At 68.5% G+C, this 20994-nt stretch carries 17 protein-coding genes, 1 pseudogene and 1 riboswitch; of the genes and pseudogenes, 8 read left to right on the forward strand and 10 right to left on the reverse strand.

Annotation, left to right across the window (positions count from 1 at the left end; translation table 11 throughout):
- Positions 1-172: 172 nt before the first annotated feature.
- The 3 genes from ACI2L1_RS16620 to ACI2L1_RS16630 all read left to right on the forward strand — a co-directional run bounded on the left by ACI2L1_RS16620 (position 173) and on the right by ACI2L1_RS16630 (position 2561).
- Positions 173-739, forward strand: a complete 567-nt coding sequence (locus tag ACI2L1_RS16620) for a hypothetical protein (protein WP_404740035.1) — start codon at positions 173-175, stop codon at positions 737-739.
- Positions 740-1115: 376 nt separating this feature from the next.
- Positions 1116-1313 (forward strand): DUF5999 family protein, encoded by a 198-nt coding sequence (locus tag ACI2L1_RS16625; RefSeq protein WP_123987810.1) that lies wholly within the window; start codon positions 1116-1118, stop codon positions 1311-1313.
- A 210-nt stretch (positions 1314-1523) separates the two neighbouring features.
- Entirely contained in the window at positions 1524-2561 is a 1038-nt protein-coding gene (locus ACI2L1_RS16630) for a LacI family DNA-binding transcriptional regulator (RefSeq protein WP_404740036.1), read from the forward strand.
- 500 nt (positions 2562-3061) lie between these two features.
- Here the strand turns inward: ACI2L1_RS16630 and ACI2L1_RS16635 are convergent, their stop codons facing one another.
- From ACI2L1_RS16635 to ACI2L1_RS16655, 5 genes are all read right to left on the reverse strand, one after another.
- The gene (locus ACI2L1_RS16635) at positions 3062-4102 is read right to left on the reverse strand and encodes an endo-1,4-beta-xylanase (protein WP_404740037.1); all 1041 of its coding nucleotides are present in this window, start codon (positions 4100-4102) and stop codon (positions 3062-3064) included.
- 55 nt (positions 4103-4157) lie between these two features.
- Positions 4158-4922, reverse strand: coding sequence for a carbohydrate ABC transporter permease (locus ACI2L1_RS16640; RefSeq protein ID WP_404740067.1), 765 nt, complete (start codon positions 4920-4922; stop codon positions 4158-4160).
- 65 nt (positions 4923-4987) lie between these two features.
- Positions 4988-5986 carry a carbohydrate ABC transporter permease gene (locus ACI2L1_RS16645; protein WP_404740038.1) on the reverse strand — a complete coding sequence of 333 codons (999 nt, stop codon included), beginning with the start codon at positions 5984-5986 and terminating at the stop codon, positions 4988-4990.
- Positions 5987-5992: 6 nt separating this feature from the next.
- Positions 5993-7288 (reverse strand): extracellular solute-binding protein, encoded by a 1296-nt coding sequence (locus tag ACI2L1_RS16650; protein WP_404740039.1) that lies wholly within the window; start codon positions 7286-7288, stop codon positions 5993-5995.
- 108 nt (positions 7289-7396) lie between these two features.
- Positions 7397-7576 carry a hypothetical protein gene (locus ACI2L1_RS16655; RefSeq protein ID WP_404740040.1) on the reverse strand — a complete coding sequence of 60 codons (180 nt, stop codon included), beginning with the start codon at positions 7574-7576 and terminating at the stop codon, positions 7397-7399.
- 971 nt (positions 7577-8547) lie between these two features.
- Between ACI2L1_RS16655 and ACI2L1_RS16660 the strand changes: the two genes are divergently transcribed.
- Complete coding sequence (locus tag ACI2L1_RS16660) at positions 8548-9543, forward strand: hypothetical protein (RefSeq protein WP_404740041.1); 996 nt, start codon at positions 8548-8550, stop codon at positions 9541-9543.
- 156 nt (positions 9544-9699) lie between these two features.
- Here ACI2L1_RS16660 and ACI2L1_RS16665 read toward each other — a convergent pair whose 3' ends face one another.
- On the reverse strand, positions 9700-10431 hold the full coding sequence (locus ACI2L1_RS16665) for a hypothetical protein (protein WP_404740042.1): 732 nt from the start codon (positions 10429-10431) through the stop codon (positions 9700-9702).
- Positions 10432-10786: 355 nt separating this feature from the next.
- Here ACI2L1_RS16665 and ACI2L1_RS16670 point away from each other — a divergent pair.
- From ACI2L1_RS16670 to ACI2L1_RS16680, 3 genes and pseudogenes are all read left to right on the forward strand, one after another.
- Positions 10787-11137, forward strand: a pseudogene (locus ACI2L1_RS16670) (transposase family protein); the annotation flags it as partial.
- A gap of 373 nt (positions 11138-11510) precedes the next feature.
- A complete protein-coding gene (locus tag ACI2L1_RS16675; RefSeq protein WP_404740043.1) occupies positions 11511-13484 on the forward strand; it encodes an APC family permease in 1974 nt (657 codons plus the stop codon).
- Positions 13485-13912: 428 nt separating this feature from the next.
- Positions 13913-14332 (forward strand): molybdopterin-binding protein, encoded by a 420-nt coding sequence (locus tag ACI2L1_RS16680; protein WP_404740044.1) that lies wholly within the window; start codon positions 13913-13915, stop codon positions 14330-14332.
- A 62-nt stretch (positions 14333-14394) separates the two neighbouring features.
- Here ACI2L1_RS16680 and gcvP read toward each other — a convergent pair whose 3' ends face one another.
- Complete coding sequence (gene gcvP, locus ACI2L1_RS16685; RefSeq protein ID WP_404740045.1) at positions 14395-17280, reverse strand: aminomethyl-transferring glycine dehydrogenase; 2886 nt, start codon at positions 17278-17280, stop codon at positions 14395-14397.
- 176 nt (positions 17281-17456) lie between these two features.
- Positions 17457-17552, reverse strand: a riboswitch (glycine riboswitch).
- A 123-nt stretch (positions 17553-17675) separates the two neighbouring features.
- Between gcvP and ACI2L1_RS16690 the strand changes: the two genes are divergently transcribed.
- Complete coding sequence (locus ACI2L1_RS16690; RefSeq protein ID WP_404740046.1) at positions 17676-18059, forward strand: PRC-barrel domain-containing protein; 384 nt, start codon at positions 17676-17678, stop codon at positions 18057-18059.
- Positions 18060-18162: 103 nt separating this feature from the next.
- Here ACI2L1_RS16690 and ACI2L1_RS16695 read toward each other — a convergent pair whose 3' ends face one another.
- From ACI2L1_RS16695 to ACI2L1_RS16705, 3 genes are all read right to left on the reverse strand, one after another.
- The gene (locus tag ACI2L1_RS16695; RefSeq protein ID WP_404740047.1) at positions 18163-19521 is read right to left on the reverse strand and encodes a DNA polymerase IV; all 1359 of its coding nucleotides are present in this window, start codon (positions 19519-19521) and stop codon (positions 18163-18165) included.
- Between the two features lie 59 nt (positions 19522-19580).
- The gene (locus ACI2L1_RS16700; RefSeq protein ID WP_404740048.1) at positions 19581-20240 is read right to left on the reverse strand and encodes a MerR family transcriptional regulator; all 660 of its coding nucleotides are present in this window, start codon (positions 20238-20240) and stop codon (positions 19581-19583) included.
- Between the two features lie 263 nt (positions 20241-20503).
- Positions 20504-20977: a bifunctional nuclease family protein gene (locus ACI2L1_RS16705; protein WP_004002801.1), complete on the reverse strand. Its 474-nt coding sequence runs from the start codon at positions 20975-20977 to the stop codon at positions 20504-20506.
- Positions 20978-20994: the final 17 nt, after the last annotated feature.

Raw genomic sequence — 20994 nt, forward strand, 5'->3', positions numbered from 1 at the left:
CAGAGGGTTGGCACCCGCGGTCCTGGATCCTGCCGTCAGGTGACGTACGGCAATCCCATCCGCACCCGCGTCACCGGACCCCGGCCCCCGCCTCTCTGACCCCCGTGAGCTGACAGCGCCGTCCGCCCCCGCCCTCGCGCCACCGTGCCTGTCGAATGAGAGGCGACCCACCATGCCGCTGCATGTCCCCCCGGCACCCGCACCCGCACTTCGCTCCGTCCTCACCGCACTCGCTTCGCCCACCGCGGTCCGCGAGGCCCGGACCCCTTCCCTGCTGCGCGCCCAGGGACCCGTCACACCCGAACTTCCACTGCCCGTACACGTCCTGGACGGCACCGCCACCCGGCTGACCGGGTGGCGTTTCCTGATCCGCTGCGGTGAGCGCTCGGTGGCCGCCGCCGAGACCATGCTGACCCCCGACGGCTGGGCGTTCTCGCACTTCTTCGAGGGCCCCTACATCGCGTCCACCGAGCGGGCACTGCGACAGGCGGAGGTGATGCAGCAGCCGTACCAGCCGCGCCTGCTGTCCATCCCGGGCCTGTACATGCTCGCGCTCTGGCTGCACGGCGACAGCACGGCGGACGCCGCCACGGGCCGTCTCGCCGCCACCGATCTGCTGGTCCCGCTGGCGCCGGCCCCGCCCGGCATCGCCGCCCACCGCCCACACCGGGCCGCCGAACTCCTCCCGGTGCTGACGCATCGGGTGACTCCGGCTCCACTGCTCGGCTCGCCCGCCTGAGATCCCGCCCGACACCCTCGTACCCCGCCCCGAATTCCGGGTAGCGGGGTACGACTCCGTTTCCGGCGCCATTAGGGTCGTACAAAATCCCCAGGGACCGCACAGAAAGCCTTTTGCTCGTACGAGCGCACAATTGCTCGGACGAGCCGATCGGGAGCCTGACTCCAGGTGGACTAGCCCCATCCGACCACTGTTAACCACCCGAAGGGACAGTGCAGTTGGGATGAACCATCCGGCCGGGTGAAGCGTCATCAACCTGTGAAGAAGTGGTGATGCGAAATACCTGCGGATTGACGCCCGTGGGGCAACACTGGGTTCGGACTGAGCAATCACGACGGGGGACGTCATGACCACAACACAGCGAAAGATCCCACCAATGTGCCAGCACCAGCCACCGTGTCCCACCGCAGACTCCACCGACCGGGAATGTGCCCGCCTCATGGCACACCACCCGGAGCAGGGCTGGAGCCTGCTGTGCAACGGCGTTCTGCTCTTCGAGGACACCGGTGAGCTCCTGCCCGACGGCCGGGTCATCGCCCCGCACCGCCCGCTCGCGGGGGCCACGGCCGCCTGAGCACGACCGGGCGGCGGCCGTACCGCCCGGAGACCTTGAGGGGCCGGCTCGCAGCGCCTGTCTGCGCACCGGCCCCGACGCATGTCCGATGGCGATCACTCCCTGTAATGCCTTGTATATGGGCCCACTTTTCCGGAAGACTTCTGGAAGTTTCGAAGCCGTGACTGCAGAGGCCGTGACTTTTCGAAGCTCTGACGCGGAGGTGGGCAAGTGACAGCAGGCGAGGCCGACGCCGAGCCCCGGGGCAGGGTCACCATCACGGAGATCGCCCGGCAGGCCGGGGTCTCCGTGCCGACGGTGTCCCGGGTGGTCAACGGCCGCTCGGACGTCTCCCCGCGGACCCGCGCCCGTGTCGAGGAACTGCTCCAGCAGTACGGCTACCGCAAGCGCCCCGCGGCCCCCGGCAGCCGCGCCGCCCTGCTCGACCTGGTCTTCAACGACCTCGACAGCCCCTGGGCCGTGGAGATCATCCGTGGGGTCGAGGAGATCGCCCACGCCGAGGGCGTCGGCACCGTGGTCTCCGCGATCCACGGCCGCTCGGGCGACGCCCGCGAGTGGATGCGCAACCTGCGCGCCCGCGCCTCCGACGGCGTCATCCTGGTCACCTCGGCGCTGGACACGGTCCTCCACGACGAGCTGCGCGCTCTCGGCGTCCCGCTGGTGGTCGTCGACCCGGCCGGCTCCCCCGCGCTGGACGCCCCCACCATCGGCGCCGCCAACTGGTCGGGAGGGCTCGCGGCCACCGAGCACTTGCTGTCGCTGGGCCACCGCAGAATCGGCCTGATCGCAGGACCGCCCCGGCTGCTGTGCTCACGGGCCCGCTTCGACGGCTACCGAGCCGCTCTGGAAGGCGCCGGACTCACCCACGACGAATCCCTGGTCGTACCCGGCGACTTTCACCCGGAGTCCGGCTTCGCCGGCTGCGAGAAGCTCCTCGACCTGCCCGAGCCGCCGACCGCTGTGTTCGCGGCCAGCGACCAGATGGCCCTCGGCGCGATCGAGGCGCTCAGGCGGCGCGGTCTGCGGGTCCCGGAGGACCTGAGCCTGGTGGGTTTCGACGACCTTCCGGAAGTCCGCTGGTCGGCACCGCCGTTGACCACGATCCGCCAGCCCCTCGCCGACATGGGCAAACTGGCCGTCCGCACGGTCCTCAAACTGGCCCGCGACGAACGCCCGGACGCGCCGCGCGTGGAGCTGGGCACGGAACTGGTGGTGCGGTCGAGCACCGCACCACCGGCCACCACCTGACGGCACCAGCGCACTGCCGCCCGGGCCCCCACCATCCTCAAACCGGCCCACGAGGAACACCCGGACGCGCCACGCCTGGAACAGGCCACAGAACCGGTGACCCGATCAAGCACCGCACCACCGGCCGACCCCTGACGAACCACGGCCCTGCCGCCATGCCGTCCTCGTGGTCCTCGTGGTCCTCGTGCCACCAGCTGGCACCCGACCAGCCACCGCACTGCCGCCCGGGACCGCCGCACCCTCGCGAAGCGGTCCCGTCGGCGAAGCCCGCCACCCGCCCTTGGCCCCGCCAAGCCGCCCACGAGACGAGGCCGATTCGACGACTGTCGAGTCCCATCAGGTGGTGCGGCCGGGCGGTTTCCGCTCGGGCGTGGCCTGGCCGGGCCACATGGCCGTGAGGGCCATATCGCCCTCACGGTTCGTGCTGCAGCCAGAGGCCTTCCCCCGCGTCCACCGAATCCCGGCCGACCGGGCAGGCGCAGCCAGGACTCCCGTACCGGTCAGTCCAAGAGCGCATCCCGGATCGCGAAATACGCCGGCTTCGGCTGGAACTGCTCGTCCCACGGCAGCGCGGCGCCCTGGCCCTCGAAGAAGGCGGGTATCCAGCTGTATTTGTCGGTGTAGTCCCAGATCGTGATGCCGACGCACCGGCGCACAGCGAGGCAGGCATCCGTCAAGTCCGCGTACCAATCAGCCTGTTGGGCCAGTTTCTCCTCGGTCCCCGGCAAGATCATGCGGATGTCGACCTCGGTGAGCGCGGTGTCGAGGCCCAGCTTGCCGAAGCGGCGGAGGTTGTCCTCCAGGGTGGTCGGATAGCCGTACTGGAGCGCCAGGTGGGCCTGGAGACCGATGCCGTCGAGCGGGACGCCCTGTGCCTTCAGCTCCTTGGCAAGGTTGTAGTAGGCGTCGCTCTTCGGCCCGATCCCCTCGATGTTGTAATCGTTGAGATAGAGCTTGACCTTCGGGTCGGCCTGACGGGCCCAGCGCAGCGCGTCGGCGATGTAGCCGGGGCCAAGGGTCTTGTAGAAGACGGTGTCGCGGTAGGTCCCGTCCTCGTTGAAGGCCTCGTTGACGACGTCCCAGGCGAAGACCTTGCCCCGGTAGTGCCGCACCTCGGTCTGGATGTGCTTCTTCAGTACGGCCCTGAGCTCGGCCGCCGTCCACTCGCGCGAGGTGAGCCAGCCGGGCAACTGGCTGTGCCAGACGAGGGTGTGGCCGCGCACCTTCTGGTGGTTCGCGCGGGCGAGGTTCACGATCTCGTCGCCGTTGGTCCAGTCGAAGACCCCCTGCTGGGGTTCGGTGGCATACCACTTCATGCCGTTGCCCGGCGTGATCTGGTCGAACTCGCTGCCGAGGATCTTCTTGTACGGCCCGTCGACGAGCTCGGGGTTGTCGGTGGCACTGCCGAAGTAGCGGCCGTGGCGCTGGGCGAGATCGGCGAGAGTGGCTGGTCTGTCGTGAGCCTGGGCGGGTGCGCCGAGCCCGGCGACGACCAGGGCCGCGGCCAGGACTCCGACGAGTCTCAGACGGTTCTTGCGCATGGTGCGACTCCTCACGTGCGGGGGTGGGTGAGCCGTACTGGTGAAGGCGCCGGTGTCAGCCCTTCGTGGCACCGGCGGTGAGTCCGCCGACGAGTTGCCGCTCGGCGACCGAGTAGAAGGCGAGGGCGGGGACCATCGCCAGGACGAGATACGCGAAGACACGGGCGTACTCCGCGGAGTACTGGCCCTGGAACTGCTGCACGCCGACGGGCAGCGTCCACCAGGTGTTGTCGGTGAACACCAGCAGCGGCAGCATGAAGTTGTTCCAGCTGGTGACGACGGCGAGCACCGAGACCGTGCCGAGCGCGGGCCGCGCCATGGGCAGCAGCACCCGCCAGAAGAACCCGAAGGAGGTGCACCCGTCGAGCGTGGCCGCCTCCTCCAGCTCGCCGGGGATCTCCCGGAAGAAGGCACGCAGGATGATGATCGTCATCGGCAGCCCGAAGGCGGCCTGGGGCAGGATCACGCCCAGCGGGTTGTCCAGCAGGCCGAGCGAGCGCAGCAACAGGAACAGCGGCAGCACCGCCACCGCGAAGGGGAACATCAGCCCCATCGTGAACAGCGTGAACAGCGCCTCCCGGCCGCGGAAGGCGAACCGCGCGAAGGAGAACGCGGCCAGCGCGGACGCGGCGACCACCAGCACCGTCGTACCCACCGCCATCAATGTGCTGCTGCCGAGCAGCCGCCAGAAGTCGCCGGCGCCGAGGATGTCGGTGTAGTTGCTGATCAGCCAGTGCTTGGGCAACCCGAAAGGGTTGCTGGAGAGTTCGTCGGTGGACTTGAAGCCGGAGAGGGCTGCGTACACCAGGGGTACGACCATCACCGCGCCGACGGCGACGAGGATCGCGTGCAGGGGCAGGGTCCGTGCGGTGGTCTTGCGGGCGGTCACTTGCCGTCCCCCCTCATCGTCGTGGTGGCCCCTTCGAGGTCGCGGCGGAGCACGAACCGCTGGTAGGCGAGGGCGAAGACGAGGCAGATGCCGAACATGACGACGCTGATCGCGCTGGCGTATCCAACCTGGTAGCGCTTGAAGCCGTACTGGAACATGGTCACGGCCATGGTCTCGGAGTGGTGGTCCGGGCCGCCCTGGGTGACCACCCACACCAGGTCGAAGAGCTGGACCGAGCCGATGACGGACAGGAAGACACTGATCCGCAGGGTGGGCGCGAGCAGGGGCAGGGTGACGTTGCGGAACCGCTGCCAGGCGGACGCGCCGTCGATGAGGGCCGCCTCGGTCAACTCCCTCGGGATGGACTGGAGTCCGGCCAGGTAGAGCATCATGTGGAAGCCGAAGTACTTCCAGGTCATGACCAGGAACAGCGTGGCCATGACGTAGGAGGGGTCGGCGAACCACAGTCCGCCCACGCCGTCGAGGCCGACCGCGCCGAGGATGTGGTCGGCGAGTCCGTCGTCCGGGGCGAAGACCATGCTGAACAGCACACCCGTGATCGCCTCGGACAGGACGTAGGGCGCGAAGAACAGCATCCGGTAGACGGCCCTGCCGCGCAGCTTCTGGTTGAGCAGGACCGCCATGGCGAGCGCGAACGGCAGTTGGAACGCGAGGGACAGCACGACCAGGACGAGGCAGCGCCACAGGTCGCCCAGGAAGACCGGGTTGTCGAAGAGCTGGGTGAAGTTGTCGACGCCGACGTAGTCGGAGGGCATGCCGAAGCCGCCCCAGCGGAAGAAGGCGGCGTACAGCGCGAACAGCATCGGCAGCATGACCATGCCGATGAACAGCACCAGGGCGGGCAGTTGGAAGCCGACCGCGGTGAGCCAGTGCAGTGCGCGCCGTCGGCCCCGCCCCCGGGCCCTGACTGATTCCGGGGGCGGGAGATCGGTGCCCGGACCGCTCCGCTTGTCTGCGAGGAACGTGGAGGTCATCGCGGGCTACTGCTCTTCCTTCGCGGTCTTGGTGATCGACTGGGCGACCTGTTCGGGGGACTTGGAGCCGGCGATGAGCGCGGCCACGCTGTCGTTGACCTCCTGGCCGACGGCGGGCGCGTACGCCTGGTCGAGATAGAGCTGGAAGCCGGTGGCGGCCTTCAACTGGGCCTGTACGAGCTTGAGGTTGGGGTCGGTCATGGCGCTCTCGGCGTTCGGGAGCACGGGCAGAACGCTGGTCTTCTTGACCAGTTCGAGTTCGGTGGCCTCGGAGGCGAAGAACTTCAGGAAGTCGACGGCCGCCTGCGGGGCCCCTCTGCGCAGGGCGTGTCCGCCGCCTCCGCCGAACACCTCGGTGATGGCGCCCTTGCCGCCCTCGACCGCGGGGAAGGGGAAGAAGCCTAGTTCGTCCCCGAGGCCCTTGCCGCTGTCGGCCTCCACCGCCGGGGCCCACTGGCCCATGAGTTCCATGGCCGCCTTGCCGTTGCCGACGGCGGCCGCCTGGCCGGTGGGGGTGGAGTAGGCGGCGTTGAGGAAGCCCTTCTGGAAGGGCTGGAGGTCCACGAGCTCCTTGAGATGCCGGCCCGCTTCGACAAACCCGGCGCCGGTGAAGTCATGGTCCTCGTCGGCCTTCTGGAGGGCGTCGATGCCGGCGGTGCGCATCGCGAGGTAGGCCCAGTAGTACATGCCGGGCCACTTCTCCATGCCCGCGAGGGCGATCGGCGTGATCTTCTTGGACTTCAGCTTGCTCACGGCCTCCAGGAAGCCGCCCCAGGTGGTGGGCGGTTCACTGACACCGGCCTGTTCGAAGAGCGCCTTGTTGTACCAGAATCCGATCATGCCCATGTCGAACGGAATGCCGTAGACCTTGTCGTCCAGGAGGTACGGCTCCTTGGTGACCTTCAGCAGACCGTCGGCCCACGGCTTGGTCTTGTCGGTGAGGTCCTCGACAAGCCCGGCGTCGACCTGCTGCTTGAGCACGCCCCCGCCCCACGTGTGGAAGATGTCGGGGAGCTTCCCGGAGGCGGTCAGCGCTGTCATCTTCGACTTGTAGGCGTCGTTCTCCAACTGGACGATCTTTATCTTCACCTTGGGGTTCTGTGCCTCGAACTTCTTGGCGAGTCCTGCCCAGACACCCTTCGCCGGCTCGGTGGTGGAGATGTTCCACCACTCCACCGTGGTCGTTCCGTCGGACGACCCTCCGTCCGAGTCACCGCCACAGCCGGTCAGTGCCGCCATGCCCAGACCGGCCGCGGCGGACGCCGCCAGAAAACCACGGCGGGACAGTGCCGGGTCGCCCATGATGCGCTCCTTGGGTACGGGACGGAGCCGTCCTTGTCCGTCCTGCGGTCCGAATGTTTCGGAGTAGATCCAGAAAGCTTCGCTGCTGCCGCACCCTAGAGACAGCTACTAAACGCTGGCAACCCCTTGTGCAGGGGGAATGTTGAGCAGCCGAACCAGTCGAAGTCCCTCGGTGCAGCCGGTGAGGTACATGCCGATGATCCGGCGAGTGAAGCGCTCGACCACCTGGATGAAGAGACGGCGCTCGCCGAGTCCGGCGAGTGGCTCGACGCCGGTCCCGAGCTCCAAGGCCGGCTTCCTTCAGGCGGGTTGGCACGACCCGGGCCTTCAGCGCGAATCTCACCGCTCAGGGTGGCGGGCCGCCTTTCGCCCGGTCGGCCGGGCTGACGCGACCCCTGGAACCTGCGTCCGCCCGCGCGGCGAACCGCACTGAGGTCGCCGCTGACCACGGCCCGCGAGCAAGGGGCCGCCACCGCCTGTCACCGGTGGCATGCGTGGCCAGGTGTCCAGGGCCCTCGATGAGCGATCCGGAAACCCCCGGGCAGCCGCGCGGGGAGATCCAGTACGACTTCAGGACACCAGCACCGAAGTCGCCCCGATCCGACGGGAGTTCGCCCGCACGCCGGGCATCCGGCGCCGGATGCCATGCGCACCGGGCCGACCCTCGACCCGGCCGTCGACCCACTCCGCGGGAACCGGGAAGGCGGTCACGCCCCTCGTCGTGGCGCAGGGGACCAAGCGTTACGTCTTCCGGTACGAGGCTCCAGGTGATCCGGAATCCCGCGAAGGAGCCACACGGCCGCGTGCCCAGCAACATCCACCCGGCACCTTCCACCGCCGGACACGGCCAACATGAGCGACACCCCCCGCAGTCGGCACGCGCCACCACGCTCCCGGCACGGTACGGTCGCGGCGTCCACCCTGTGACGAAACTTTCGGGCGACCTGGCGAACGTTACGAGGTCAGCCGAGCCACCCCTGTTTGGTGATCAGGACCTCCAGCCGAGGGCCTCACGGCGCTCGCCCTCGTCGGCTTCGTGGCATCGGGAGCCGACGGTCCTTCGCCGTCGGCTCCTGTTCGGGTCGCTGCCGGTCCCGCCCGGCCCACCGGGTCACGCCGTCAGCTGCTGCCTGCAAGTGCCTTGAGCGCGATGTTGAGTTCGTGGACGTTCACCCGGGGCTCCCCGTTCTGCTGAAGGCCGATGGGCACGTCAGAAACTCACTGGCCCAGCTGATTTCTGAACCGTGATACTCGATGTTGTGACGCGCGAGGGCCCCACCGAAGACATCCCGGTCAACCCGGCGTTACGTCGGATTCTGACACGAGCCGGCGACCCGGAACTGTTGGAACTGCTGGCCAGCGGGATGTCGGGCGCGGATCTCACCACACTCCTGCTGGAGGTGTTCCGGCGCCGGGCTGACCGGCTCTCGCCGGCCGAGGTGATGCGGCGCTATCGCAGCGACCGGTTCGTGGCCCCAGCGCCGGTCGACTTCGCCGCACTGCGCCGCACGGAGGACGCGTTACTGTCGGCGCTGCCCGACGGCTTCGAGGTCCTCGTGCTCGCCCCGGTCGTACCGCTCGCCGCGCACTCTGCCGTGGCGACCGTCGATCCGCGCAAGGTGATCGCGACGGTCCGGGGCAGCGAGGTGGCCGCCGATCCGACGAACGCACTGGCGCTGGAGGCATCGCACCGACGCTCCCTGGCCCTGGCCGCCGATCCGCGTTCGAACGCGCCGGTCCGGCTGGCGGCCAGCCAGCGAGTCGCTCGCGCCCAGAGCTTCAACGGTCCGAGGAACCTCTCCCACTTCCAGCTCTTCGGTCTGGTGACCGCCGGCCGAGACATGGGCAACCGACTCTTTGAGCACCGGCACTTGGCCGAGCACCTACGGTTCGCCGCCCGCGTCATGGCCGACGTGGGGGCACTGGACACACAGATCAGACTGACCTTTCTGGAGGAAGCGACTGGTCCGACCCTCGAGCGGATGAGCCATGACCTCGCCGGGCTGCCAGGAATACAGGTATGCGAGGACCCGGACCGGGCCACCGGACGCGGCTACTACACGGGAATCTGCTTCAAGATCTACACCAGCATCGGAGGCCACCAGCTGGAAGTCGGCGACGGCGGCTTCGTTCAATGGAGCCAACTGCTCACCGGCAACAGCAAAGAACGCCTACTGATCAGTGGATTCGGCGTCGACCGCCTTGCCGAGGCCCTGATGTCGCAGCCGGGCCCCGGCGAGTCCCACCGCAGCTGAAAAGTCGAGCAATCCACAGGGTGTGACAATTCCTCGCTCCCCGCCGTTTCTCACAGGTTTCCCGGCCCTTGGAGGCATGCAGGAAATCCTCGACCAGGGAGCCTGCCATCCAGAGGTGCTGGTCGGTCAGGTCCTGGGCGATGGCGAGCCGGGTGCTCATGTGTACAGCCGCATGGACCGCCGCTCCCTCGCCGAGTCCCGGGCCCGAAGCGCGTCCACGTCAGGGGTCTCGAGCAAATTCCGCCCATCCGTGACCCAGCCGGGTCCCCTCTTACCACTGAGCTGGGTCAACGCCTCATCGAGCGCAATGGAGTTGGCGAACTCCCGCCGCCACAGTTCACCCAGTTCATCGATTTCTCCGGGCTGGAACTCCCTCACACGCCCCCGAGCAACAGGGAGCAGCCTCACCTGAACCTGAGTCAGCTGCTCCGACTGAAGCGCGACCTCCTCCAAGATCGCCGCACTTCTGTCCGTCCCGGTCAGCAGCGGCGCCCACCTAGCCGTGATCACACGGAATCCGTGCGAACACCCTCGCAGAAGGTCGTATGCCGTCCGGGCCCACTCCGGATCGGCGGCGAGAACGCTGATCCTGGATGCCGTCCCGGGCGGCCGCACCACCTCATGAATGACGTCGTTCTCCTTGATCTCGGGAAGCGCATGCCGAGCCAGAATCGTCTTCATCCGGTCGGCCAAATCAGGGTTGAGCCGGAAGTCTGCATCCTCAATAAGGTGGCCACCGTTTAACGCGAACCACATCACCCGCCGCTGAGCAAGCGGTGCCCGAGCCAAAGCCCCACAAGCCACGAGTATGACCAGACGCAGCCGAGCCTCGTCACGCCGCGCAATCCACTCCTCGATGAGCGTCGCACCGAGAGCCAGAAAGAGCACTGAGGACAGTGAACCGGCAAGAAAGGCATGCCGGCTCCAAAAGACCCGAAGGCCCCCCAAGGGCCAATCGGTAACGGTCAATCCCACAATGGCGACCACAAGCACGCCACTGGCGAGGCCTGCACGACGACTTGGCGACATCCGCCTCCACACGGCACCCACCCCCTGCTCAATGTCCACAACCCCCCACAGCTCAGCACTTTCCGCGCGACAGGCCACGCAACCTCTCACGCCGGAAGCATCGACTCGCTGTGGGACTTCTGTTCCGCGCGCCGGCATTCCCGCCCTGCAACCCGCAGGCCACCCGCCCCACAGAGCTGTGGGGCGCGTGACGTGCAGGCAACAGAAAGGACCGGTGTACCTGCGCAAGCACGAACCTCTCGCGCAGATCGCCGCGGGGTTCGGCATCTCGATCGGCACCGCGCACGCCTCACCAGCGCGGTCATCGATCTCCTGGCCGCCCGCGCGCCCGGACTGCCGCGCGCTCTGCGCGAGGCCCTCTGCGAACGCCAAGCAGCGCCGATCCTCGCCGACCGCGCCCACCCCGGTGCCGGCGCATGTGCGACCACACCCGCCGGACGACCTCCAGGAGACGAACCGACGCTCACCCGACAGACCGTCAACCGGGCACTGTCGAAGGCACAGGTCCCGGTCGAGCGCGGAGTCGCCCACCTGAGAGTCCTGGCGGATCTTCCGCAGAGCGCGCGATGTTCAGGCCGTGAGTGTCACAGGCCCTCCCACATCAGGCCACGAGCGGCAGGCGCCGACGGGCCACGGCTCCCTGAAGACAACTGCCGCCCGCTGGTCCCTGTGTCCAGGAAACCGTCGTACGCCATGACGCTCGGTGTCCACCACCGACCACCGGACCCGGGTTCCGTCGTACGGGCTCGTAGTGATCCTGCAGGCACGACACCTGGTCTCTTGACGTGGACCCCGAGCCACCAGGCGATTCTTAACGGAAGTTTGACGCCCTGGTCGTCCGCATCCGTGGGCCCTGACATCACTCTCCGCTTACGCTGATCCCGCCGTCAGTGTGATGGCCGGAACCTCATGCTGAGCCGTACACCAGGAGCACACCGATGGCCACGACCGAGCACCCTCCCCCCAGTCGCCTGCGCGCCTGGATGCTGGAGGGCCTGTCCGACATGGTCAAGAGTCAGGACCAGGACCAGGACCAGGGCCGGCCGGAGCAGAAGACCGAGTCGAGCCTGGAGCACAAGGGCCAGCCCTGGTACCGGGTCATGTGTCTGACCGGTGTCGACTACTTCTCCACCCTCGGCTACCAGCCCGGCATCGCCGCCCTCGCGGCCGGCCTGCTCTCCCCCGTCGCGACCATCGTCCTGGTGATCGTCACACTCGCGGGCGCCCTGCCGGTGTACCGCCGCGTGGCGGAGGAGAGCCCGCACGGCCAGGGCTCGATCGCGATGCTGGAGCGCCTGCTGACCTTCTGGAAGGGCAAGCTCTTCGTCCTGACGCTGCTCGGCTTCGCCGCCACCGACTTCCTGATCACCATCACCCTGTCCGCCGCAGACGCATCGACCCACCTCGTCGAGAACCCGCACCTGACCAGCACCCTGCACGACCAGAAGATGCTGATCACCCTGGTCCTGGTGGCCCTGCTCGGCGCGGTCTTCCTCAAGGGCTTCCTGGAGGCCATCGGCGTCGCGACGGCCCTGGTGGGCGTCTATCTAGCGCTGAACGTCGTCGTCGTGATCGTCGGCCTGTGGCACGTCGTCACCGCCGACCACGTGGTCACCGACTGGTCGAACGCCCTGACCGCCGAGCACGGCAACGTCTTCGTGATGATCGGCGTGGCCCTGATCGTCTTCCCCAAGCTCGCCCTCGGCCTCTCCGGCTTCGAGACCGGCGTCGCGGTCATGCCGCACGTCAAGGGCGACCCGGGCGAGACCGAGGACAACCCGGTCGGCCGGATCCGCGACACCAAGAAGCTGCTCACCACGGCCGCGGTGATCATGAGCTGCTTCCTGATCGCCACGAGCTTCATCACCACCCTCCTGATCCCTGAGAAGGAGTTCGAGGCGGGCGGCCAGGCCAACGGCCGCGCCCTGGCCTTCCTCGCGCACGAATACCTGGGCGGCGCCTTCGGCACGGTCTACGACGTCTCGACGATCGCCATCCTGTGGTTCGCCGGCGCCTCCGCGATGGCCGGCCTGCTCAACCTCATGCCCCGCTACCTGCCCCGTTACGGCATGGCCCCGCACTGGGCCCGCGCCGTGCGCCCCATGGTCATCGTCTTCACCCTGATCGCCTTCCTCGTCACCTGGATCTTCGACGCGAGTGTCGACGCCCAGGGCGGCGCCTACGCCACCGGTGTACTGGTGCTGATCAGCTCCGCGGCGATCGCGGTGACCATCGCCGCCCGCAAGGCGGGACAGCGCGGCTGGACCATCGCGTTCGCGGCGATCTCGGCGGTGTTCGTCTACACGACGGTCGTCAACGTCATCGAGCGCCCCGACGGCGTCAAGATCGGCGCCTGCTTCATCGCCGGCATCATCCTCGTCTCGCTGCTCTCGCGCCTGGCCCGTGCCTTCGAGCTCCGTGTGACCAGCGTGACCCTTGACGACATGGCGGAACGTTTCATCCGGGACATGGCGAGCCGCAAGATGCGCTTCATCGCCAACGAACCCGACAACCGCGACAAGGCCGAGTACCGCGAGAAGATCGAGCAGATCCGCGAGGACAACGACGTCCCCGGCCAGGAGGACTTCGTCTTCGTGGAGGTCACGGTCACCGACCCCTCGGAGTTCGAAGCCGGCCTCACCGTCCGCGGTGAGGTCCTTCACAACCGCTACCGCGTCCTGACCCTGGAGTCCTCCTCCATCCCGAACGCCCTGGCGGCCCTGCTGCTCCACGTCCGCGACACGACCCACTGCACCCCGCACATCTACTTCGAGTGGACCGAGGGCAACCCCTTCCGCAACTTCCTGCGCTTCTTCCTCTTCGGCCAGGGCGAGGTCGCCCCGGTCACCCGCGAGGTCCTGCGTGAGGCCGAACCGGACCGCACCAGGCGCCCGCGCGTGCACACCGGCTGAGAGCCCGGCACCAGGACCGCGTCAGGATTCCGTCGTACGGCCGTCAGAACGGCGTCACCGACGGACTCACCCCGCCCTACGGTCACCCCGTGCGACCGATTGCCCCGCGCCCGGCCGTCGGCCGTGGCTGGCGCGGCAGCGCACGGTTCACGACGGGCTGTGCGGCCCCGCCGAAGGCACGCTCCGCCGGCGAACGGACGCCGTACGACAACTCGGCCACCGCATCGACGACGAGACCGCACGATCACCTCTCACCGCGTCGTGGATCGCCCAGGGGGCCCCGCGACGCCGAACAGCCCCGCTGCTCGATTCGGGCCCCATCTCCTGCCCCGACCACGCTCCTGCCAGCCAGGCCGACGGGGCGCACAAGGCGAAGCAAACCACCACATACACCACCCAACCCCGTCCAACCTCTACGGTTGATGACCATGACCCTGAGCATCCGCAACCAGCTCCCCGGCACCGTCACCACCGTCACCCCGGGCGAGGCCATGGCAACGGTCAAGATCCGCCTCGACGGCGGCCAGGACCTCACGGCCGCGATCACCCTCGAAGCCGTCGAGGAACTCGGCCTCACTCAAGGCTCCCCCGTACGTGCCCTCGTGAAGTCCACGGAGGTCTCCCTCGCCACCGCCCCGGTCCACGGCGTGTCCATCCGCAACCAGCTCCCCGGCACGGTCACTTCCCTGGCCACCGGCGCCGCGATGGCCTCCGTCAAGATCGCCGTCGACGGAGGCGAAATCACCTCCGCGATCACCAAGGACGCCGCGACCGACCTCGGCCTCACCGCAGGCACCACGGTCGTCGCCCTCATCAAGTCGACCGAGGTCTCACTGGCGACGGCATAAGGGGCCTTGCCACAGCCCAACGGAAGAGGGCCCCGCCGAAACGGGGCCCTCATCACCTCACATCAGTCCTCGTACGCGTCCAACGGCGGGCACGAGCAGACCAGATTCCGGTCACCGAAGGCCTGGTCGATCCGCCGCACCGGCGGCCAGTACTTGTCCGCGACCGACACCCCGGCCGGGAAGACCGCCTCCTCACGCGTGTACGCGTGCTCCCACGCACCGCCCAGCGCGCCGGCGGTGTGCGGCGCGTTGCGCAGCGGGTTGTCGTCGGCGGCCCACTCGCCCGAACCGACCTTCTCGATCTCCTCGCGAATGGCGATCATTGCCTCGCAGAACCGATCCAGCTCGCCCAGGTCCTCGGACTCGGTCGGCTCGATCATCAGCGTCCCGGCCACCGGGAACGACATGGTCGGCGCATGGAAGCCGTAGTCGATGAGCCGCTTGGCCACGTCGTCGACGCTCACCCCGGTCGCCTTGGTCAGCGGCCGAAGATCGATGATGCACTCGTGCGCGACCAGCCCGCCGGGCCCGGTGTAGAGCACGGGGTAGTGCGGCTCAAGGCGCTTGGCGATGTAGTTGGCGGAGAGCACCGCCACCTGCGTGGCCCGCTTCAGCCCCTCACCACCCATGAGCCGCACATATGCCCACGAGATCGGCAGGATGCCCGCGGAACCCCAGGGCGCGGCCGAGATCGGCCCGACGCCCGTCTCGGGGCCCGCCGCGGGCTGCATCGGGTGGTTGGGCAGATACGGCGCCAGGTGCGCCCGCACCCCCACCGGACCGACGCCCGGCCCACCGCCGCCGTGCGGGATGCAGAAGGTCTTGTGCAGGTTCAGGTGCGAGACGTCACCGCCGAAGTGCCCCGGCTTGGCCAGCCCCACCAGCGCGTTGAGGTTGGCCCCGTCGACATACACCTGCCCGCCGGCCTCGTGCACCTGCGCACAGATGTCGGCGACGTGCTCCTCGAACACCCCGTGTGTCGAGGGGTACGTGATCATCAGCACGGACAGCTCGTCACGGTACTGCTCGATCTTCGCCCGCAGGTCCTCGATGTCGATCTCCCCGTCGTCTGCGGTCTTCACGACGACGACCTTCATCCCGGCCATGACCGCACTCGCGGCGTTCGTCCCGTGCGCGGACGACGGGATCAGACACACGGTCCGCTGCTCGTCACCGTTGGCCCGGTGATATCCGCGTACGGCGAGCAGCCCGGCCAGCTCGCCCTGCGAACCGGCGTTCGGCTGCAGCGACACATTGTCGTACCCGGTGACCTCGGCGAGCTGCTCCTCCAGCTCCCGGATCAGCGTCAGATAGCCCTGCGCCTGCTCGGCGGGCGCGAAGGGATGCAGCTGCCCGAACTCCGGCCAGGTGACCGGCTCCATCTCCGTGGTCGCGTTGAGCTTCATGGTGCAGGAGCCCAGCGGGATCATGCCGCGGTCGAGCGCGTAGTCGCGGTCGGCCAGCCTGCGCAGGTAACGCAGCATCGCGGTCTCGGAGCGGTACTGGTGGAAGACGGGGTGGGCGAGGAAGTCGTCGTCGCGCAGCAGAGCGTCCGGCAGCGCCTCCTCGGTGGCGGCGTCCAGCGTCTCGATGTCGGCCTCCACTCCGAACGCGTTCCACACGGCGACGAGCTGGGCCCGCCCGGTGGTCTCGTCACAGGCGATGGAGACGTGGTCGGCGTCGACGAGATGCAGGTTCACGCCGTTCTGCCGTGCCGCGGAGACGACCTCGGCGGCCTTGGCGGGCACGCGCACGGTGAGCGTGTCGAAATACGAACCGTGCACGACATCGGCCCCACCGGCCCGGAGCCCCGCCGCAAGGATGGTGGCGTACCGGTGCGTCCGCCGGGCGATGCCCTTGAGCCCCTCGGGCCCGTGGTAGACGGCGTACATCCCGGCCATGACCGCGAGCAGCACCTGGGCGGTGCAGATGTTGCTGGTCGCCTTCTCCCGGCGGATGTGCTGCTCACGTGTCTGCAGCGCGAGCCGGTACGCCCTGTTCCCGTCGGCGTCCACGGACACACCCACGAGCCGCCCGGGCAGGCTCCTCGCGAACTTCTCGTGCACGGCCATGTATCCGGCGTGCGGCCCACCGAACCCCATGGGCACCCCGAACCGCTGGGTGGTCCCGACCGCGATATCCGCCCCGAGCTCACCCGGCGACTTCAGCAGCGCCAGCGCGAGCAGGTCGGCGGCGACGGTCACGAGCGCGCCGAGCTCATGAGCCCGGTCGACGACGGCCTTGATGTCGCGTACGGCCCCGGAGGCGCCGGGATACTGGACGAGCACGCCGTTGATCTCCCGCTCGGCGATCTCGGCCGGGATGCCGTCGCTGAGGTCGGCGACCACGACCTCGACGCCGGCCGGCTCGGCACGCGTCTCGATCACGGCGATGGTCTGCGGCAGCGCGTCCGCGTCGACGAGGAAGATCCCCTTCTTGTTCTTCCCCATACGCCGGGACAGGGCCACGGCCTCGGCCGCAGCGGTCCCCTCATCGAGCAGCGAAGCACCGGAGGTGGGCAACCCGGTGAGCTCGGCGACCATGGTCTGGAAGTTGAGCAGAGCCTCCAGCCGCCCCTGTGAGATCTCCGGCTGATACGGCGTGTATGCCGTGTACCAGGCCGGGTTCTCCATCACATTGCGCAGGATGACGGGCGGCGTGAAAGTCCCGTGGTAACCGAGCCCGATCATGGAATCGAGCACCTGGTTCCGGTCGGCCAGCGACCGCAGCTCGGCCAGCACCTCGGCCTCGGTGCGCGCACCGGGCAGCTCCAGCGCATCGGCGTTCTTGATCACATCCGGCACCGCGGCGGCTGTCAGCTCGTCCAGCGAGCCGTACCCGACCTGGGCGAGCATCTTGGCCCGAGCCTCGTGGTCAGGACCGATATGACGCTGCTCGAAGGGGATTCCCTGTTCGAGCTCGGAAAGCGGAATGCGATGGGCGGTCATTGCGGAGGCCTCCTGGTCTGACACGACCTTCGAGGGATACCCCGGCGCGGGTATCCCGACGGCCTCCCCCTCTGTCATCTCAACCTGAGAGCTTCACCAGGCAGCCCGAGGGCCGCCGGCTTTCACCGTCGGTGAGAGCGGAAGCCGTCGACACCCGCCCTGCTTTCCAGAGTGACCTCGTCCGTGCGGTACGTGAGCCTGAGAGATTCTGGGGAGGATTTGCTCCTTCGGCGCCTCCGATGCTGTCTGGAGGACTCTCCCGCACGGGATCAACAGCCGCCTGCAAGCCTACCAGCGAGGTCGCCGCACGAGTCTTCGAGTGGCCGCCCACCCCAATGTGCTCTTTCGTAGGGGTTACGACTGCTTCGGATGAGTTGCGAGCAAGTGGAGGGCCCGTGCAGACCGACCTCGATCCGCGCAACCTGATCGGCCGCAAGGCGTTCGACCGCAACGGCACCAAGATCGGCACCATCGACGAGATCTACCTGGACGACGCGACCGGCGTGCCGGAGTGGGCGGCCATACGTACCGGACTCTTCTCCCGGGACGCCTTCGTCCCCCTGGAGCCCAGCGAACTGCTCGATGGCGCCCTGCACGTCCCCTTCGACCGCGCCCTCATCAAGGACGCCCCCGACTTCGGCGTGGGCCGCCACCTCTCCCCCGACCAGGAGATCCAGCTCTACCACCACTACGGCCTCGACACGGCCCCACCACCCCCACTCCTCCCGGACCGAGACTTCGGCAACCTGGCAGGCACGGAGGAGGAAGCGGAGGCCTGACAGAACAGATACGACACCGGTGACCGGCCCCCCCCCAGTCACCCGTCGGCCGCCGACAGCGCTCAGCCCTCACAGGGGCCACCCGCACCCGGCAACGAATCCATCACGGGTGGTGCGGGCGGGAATCCAAAACCTCAACCAACGGCAACGGCTCAGCCGGCTCCAACGCAGGGTCCTCGACAAGAAACGTCCGCACCCGCCCCGGCCCGGAATCCGGCGTCTCGAACCGCACAGTCACCCGCCCCACCCCACTCCCCTGCACCCACCCGTGCCCGTACTCGGCATGCCGCACATCGTGCCCGGTGACCCACCGCCGCTCGACAGCCACTTCCCGCTCGTCGACGCCAGCGTCATCGGCCTCCTCCTGCACGGCATGATCCAGCCCCTCCCCCATGGCCTGGGCGAACAAGTCCTCCTGAGTGAAGTCGGCAAGCCCGCTCACCCCCACCCCCAGCAGCCGCACACCCCCCGTCGAGTCCACCCCGTCCAGCAACCGCAACGCGGCCTCCCGCACCACCGCGGGATCATCCGTGGGCCCCCGCAAGGTCTCGGACCGCGTCAAGGTCGAGAAGTCGTACCGCCGCACCTTCAGCACGATGGTCCGCCCCGACAACCCGGCCCCCCGCAACCTCCGCACACACCGGTCCGCCAGCCGCTGCACCTCAAGACCCACCCGAACCCGGTCATGGATGTCCACGTCGTACGTGTCCTCCACCGACACCGACTTCGTCTCCCGCTCCGCCACCACCGCCCGCTCGTCCCTCGCCAGCGCCATGGCGTACAGCCCATGCCCGTGCGCCTTCCCCAGCAGCCGTACGAGCTCGTCCTCCCCCGCCTCGACGATCTCGTCGACCGTATGGATCCCCGCCCGCCGCAGATGGTCCCCGGTGGCCGGCCCCACCCCCGGCAGCGTCCGCACCGACATCGGCCCGAGCAGCGCCCGCTCGGTCCCCGGCTCGATCACCACCAGCCCGTCCGGCTTGGCCTGCTCGGAGGCGATCTTCGCGAGCATTTTGGAGGCGGCGAGCCCCACGGATCCCGTCAGCCCCGTCACGGTCCGTATGTCGGCGCGCAGCTTCTCCCCCGCCAGCCGCGCGGAGACCTCGTCCCAGGCCGCTTCCCCGGCCTCCAGATCCACGAACGCCTCGTCCAGGCTCAGTGGCTCCACCAGCGGCGACAGCTCCCGCAGCAGCGCCATCACCTGTTCGCTGATCGACCGGTAGAACCCGAAGCGCGGCACGAGATACGCGGCATTCGGCGCGAGCCGCCGCGCCTGGGCCATGGGCATCGCGGAATTCACCCCGAACACCCGCGCTTCGTACGACGCGGTGGCCACCACACCCCGCGGCCCCAGCCCTCCCACGACCACGGCCTTCCCGCGCAGACTCGGCTTGGACGCCTGCTCCGCCGAGGCGAAGAAGGCATCCATGTCGAGATGCAGGATCGTGGGCGCGTTTCTCACATGTCCGATGCTGCCCTACGCCACTGACAATGCCCCCGCCCCGAAGAGCGGGGCAGGTCTCAGACCGCCCGGTTGCGCCGCCGCGCCAGTTCGTCCGCGGGGTTGGACCCGACGAGCGTCTCCCCGGTGTCGACGCGCTCCCCGTGCAGCTGCGAGAGTGCGCTCTCGACGTCCCGCCACACGACACCCACAGCGATCCCGAAGACCCCCTGGCCACCCTGGAGCAGTGCGTGGACCTCGTCGGGCGAGGTGCACTCGTAGACCGTGGCGCCGTCGCTCATGAGCGTCATCCGCTCCAGGTCCTTGAAGCCCCGCTCCCGCAGGTGCTGGACCGTGGTGCGGATGTTCTGAAGCGACACGCCGGTGTCGAGGAACCTCTTGACGATCTTCAGGACGACGACGTCCCGGAAGCTGTAGAGCCGCTGCGATCCGGACCCGTAGGCGGGCCGCACGCTCGGCTCGACGAGGCCGGTACGCGCCCAGTAGTCGAGTTGCCGGTAGGTGATGCCGGCCGCCGCGCACGCCGTAGGGCCGCGATAGCCGATCTGCTCGGACGCCATGGACGTCGCCCCTCCGCTGCTCGGCACGGCCGCCGGTCGCTGCGGAGCGTGATCGGCCGCGCTGCCCTGAAACGGGCTGCCGTGAAGCGGGTACGGACCGCCAGCCCCGAGACTCCGTCCGGGGGCACCCCCAGCCGTACCGTCGCCGCTGCTTCTCACGCCGACCTCCGTCCTTGACCTGCCTTCTCGACGGTAGGCAGTCACCAGGGGTGCGTCAACGATCGCCACACTCGGCACGCCGAGTGATAATCACCCTAGGAGTGGTTTCCCGTACCCAACCGCGGGGAAAGGCTAGCCGAATGCCCTCGTAGCGGGCCGCAGGACGCTCTCAGTCGCCGGTGGCAAATGCCAGCATTTCAGTGACGACCGGACACGGCCGACCCGTCACGGACCACTGATCCGCCGGATCGGCCGCAGCTTTCTCACTGACTGCTGGTGCCAAAGTCCTCGGGGGAGATCTGGTCGAGGAACTCGCGGAACTTCTCCACTTCGTCCTCCTGCTCGTCCGGAATCGCGATACCGGCGTCGTCGAGCACTCCGTCGCTGCCGTAGATCGGCGTCCCGGTGCGCAGGGCCAGCGCTATGGCGTCGGACGGCCGCGCGCTCACCTCGACCCCGCTGGCGAACACCAGCTCCGCGTAGAAGACGCCCTCACGCAGATCCGTGATGCGCACTTCGGTGAGCTCCTGGCCGACCGCCTCCAGCACGTCCTTGAACAGGTCGTGGGTCAGAGGTCGTGCGGGGGCCATGCCCTGCTGCGCGAAGGCGATCGCAGTCGCCTCCCCCGGCCCGATCCAGATGGGGAGGTAGCGGTCGCCTCCCACTTCACGCAGGAGCACGATCGGTTGGTTGGAGGGCATTTCGACCCGGACACCTACGACATCGAGCTCGTTCACACAGCAACCCTAGGCCG

The organism is Streptomyces sp. NPDC019531 (genome assembly GCF_044903305.1).
GTDB lineage: Bacteria > Actinomycetota > Actinomycetes > Streptomycetales > Streptomycetaceae > Streptomyces.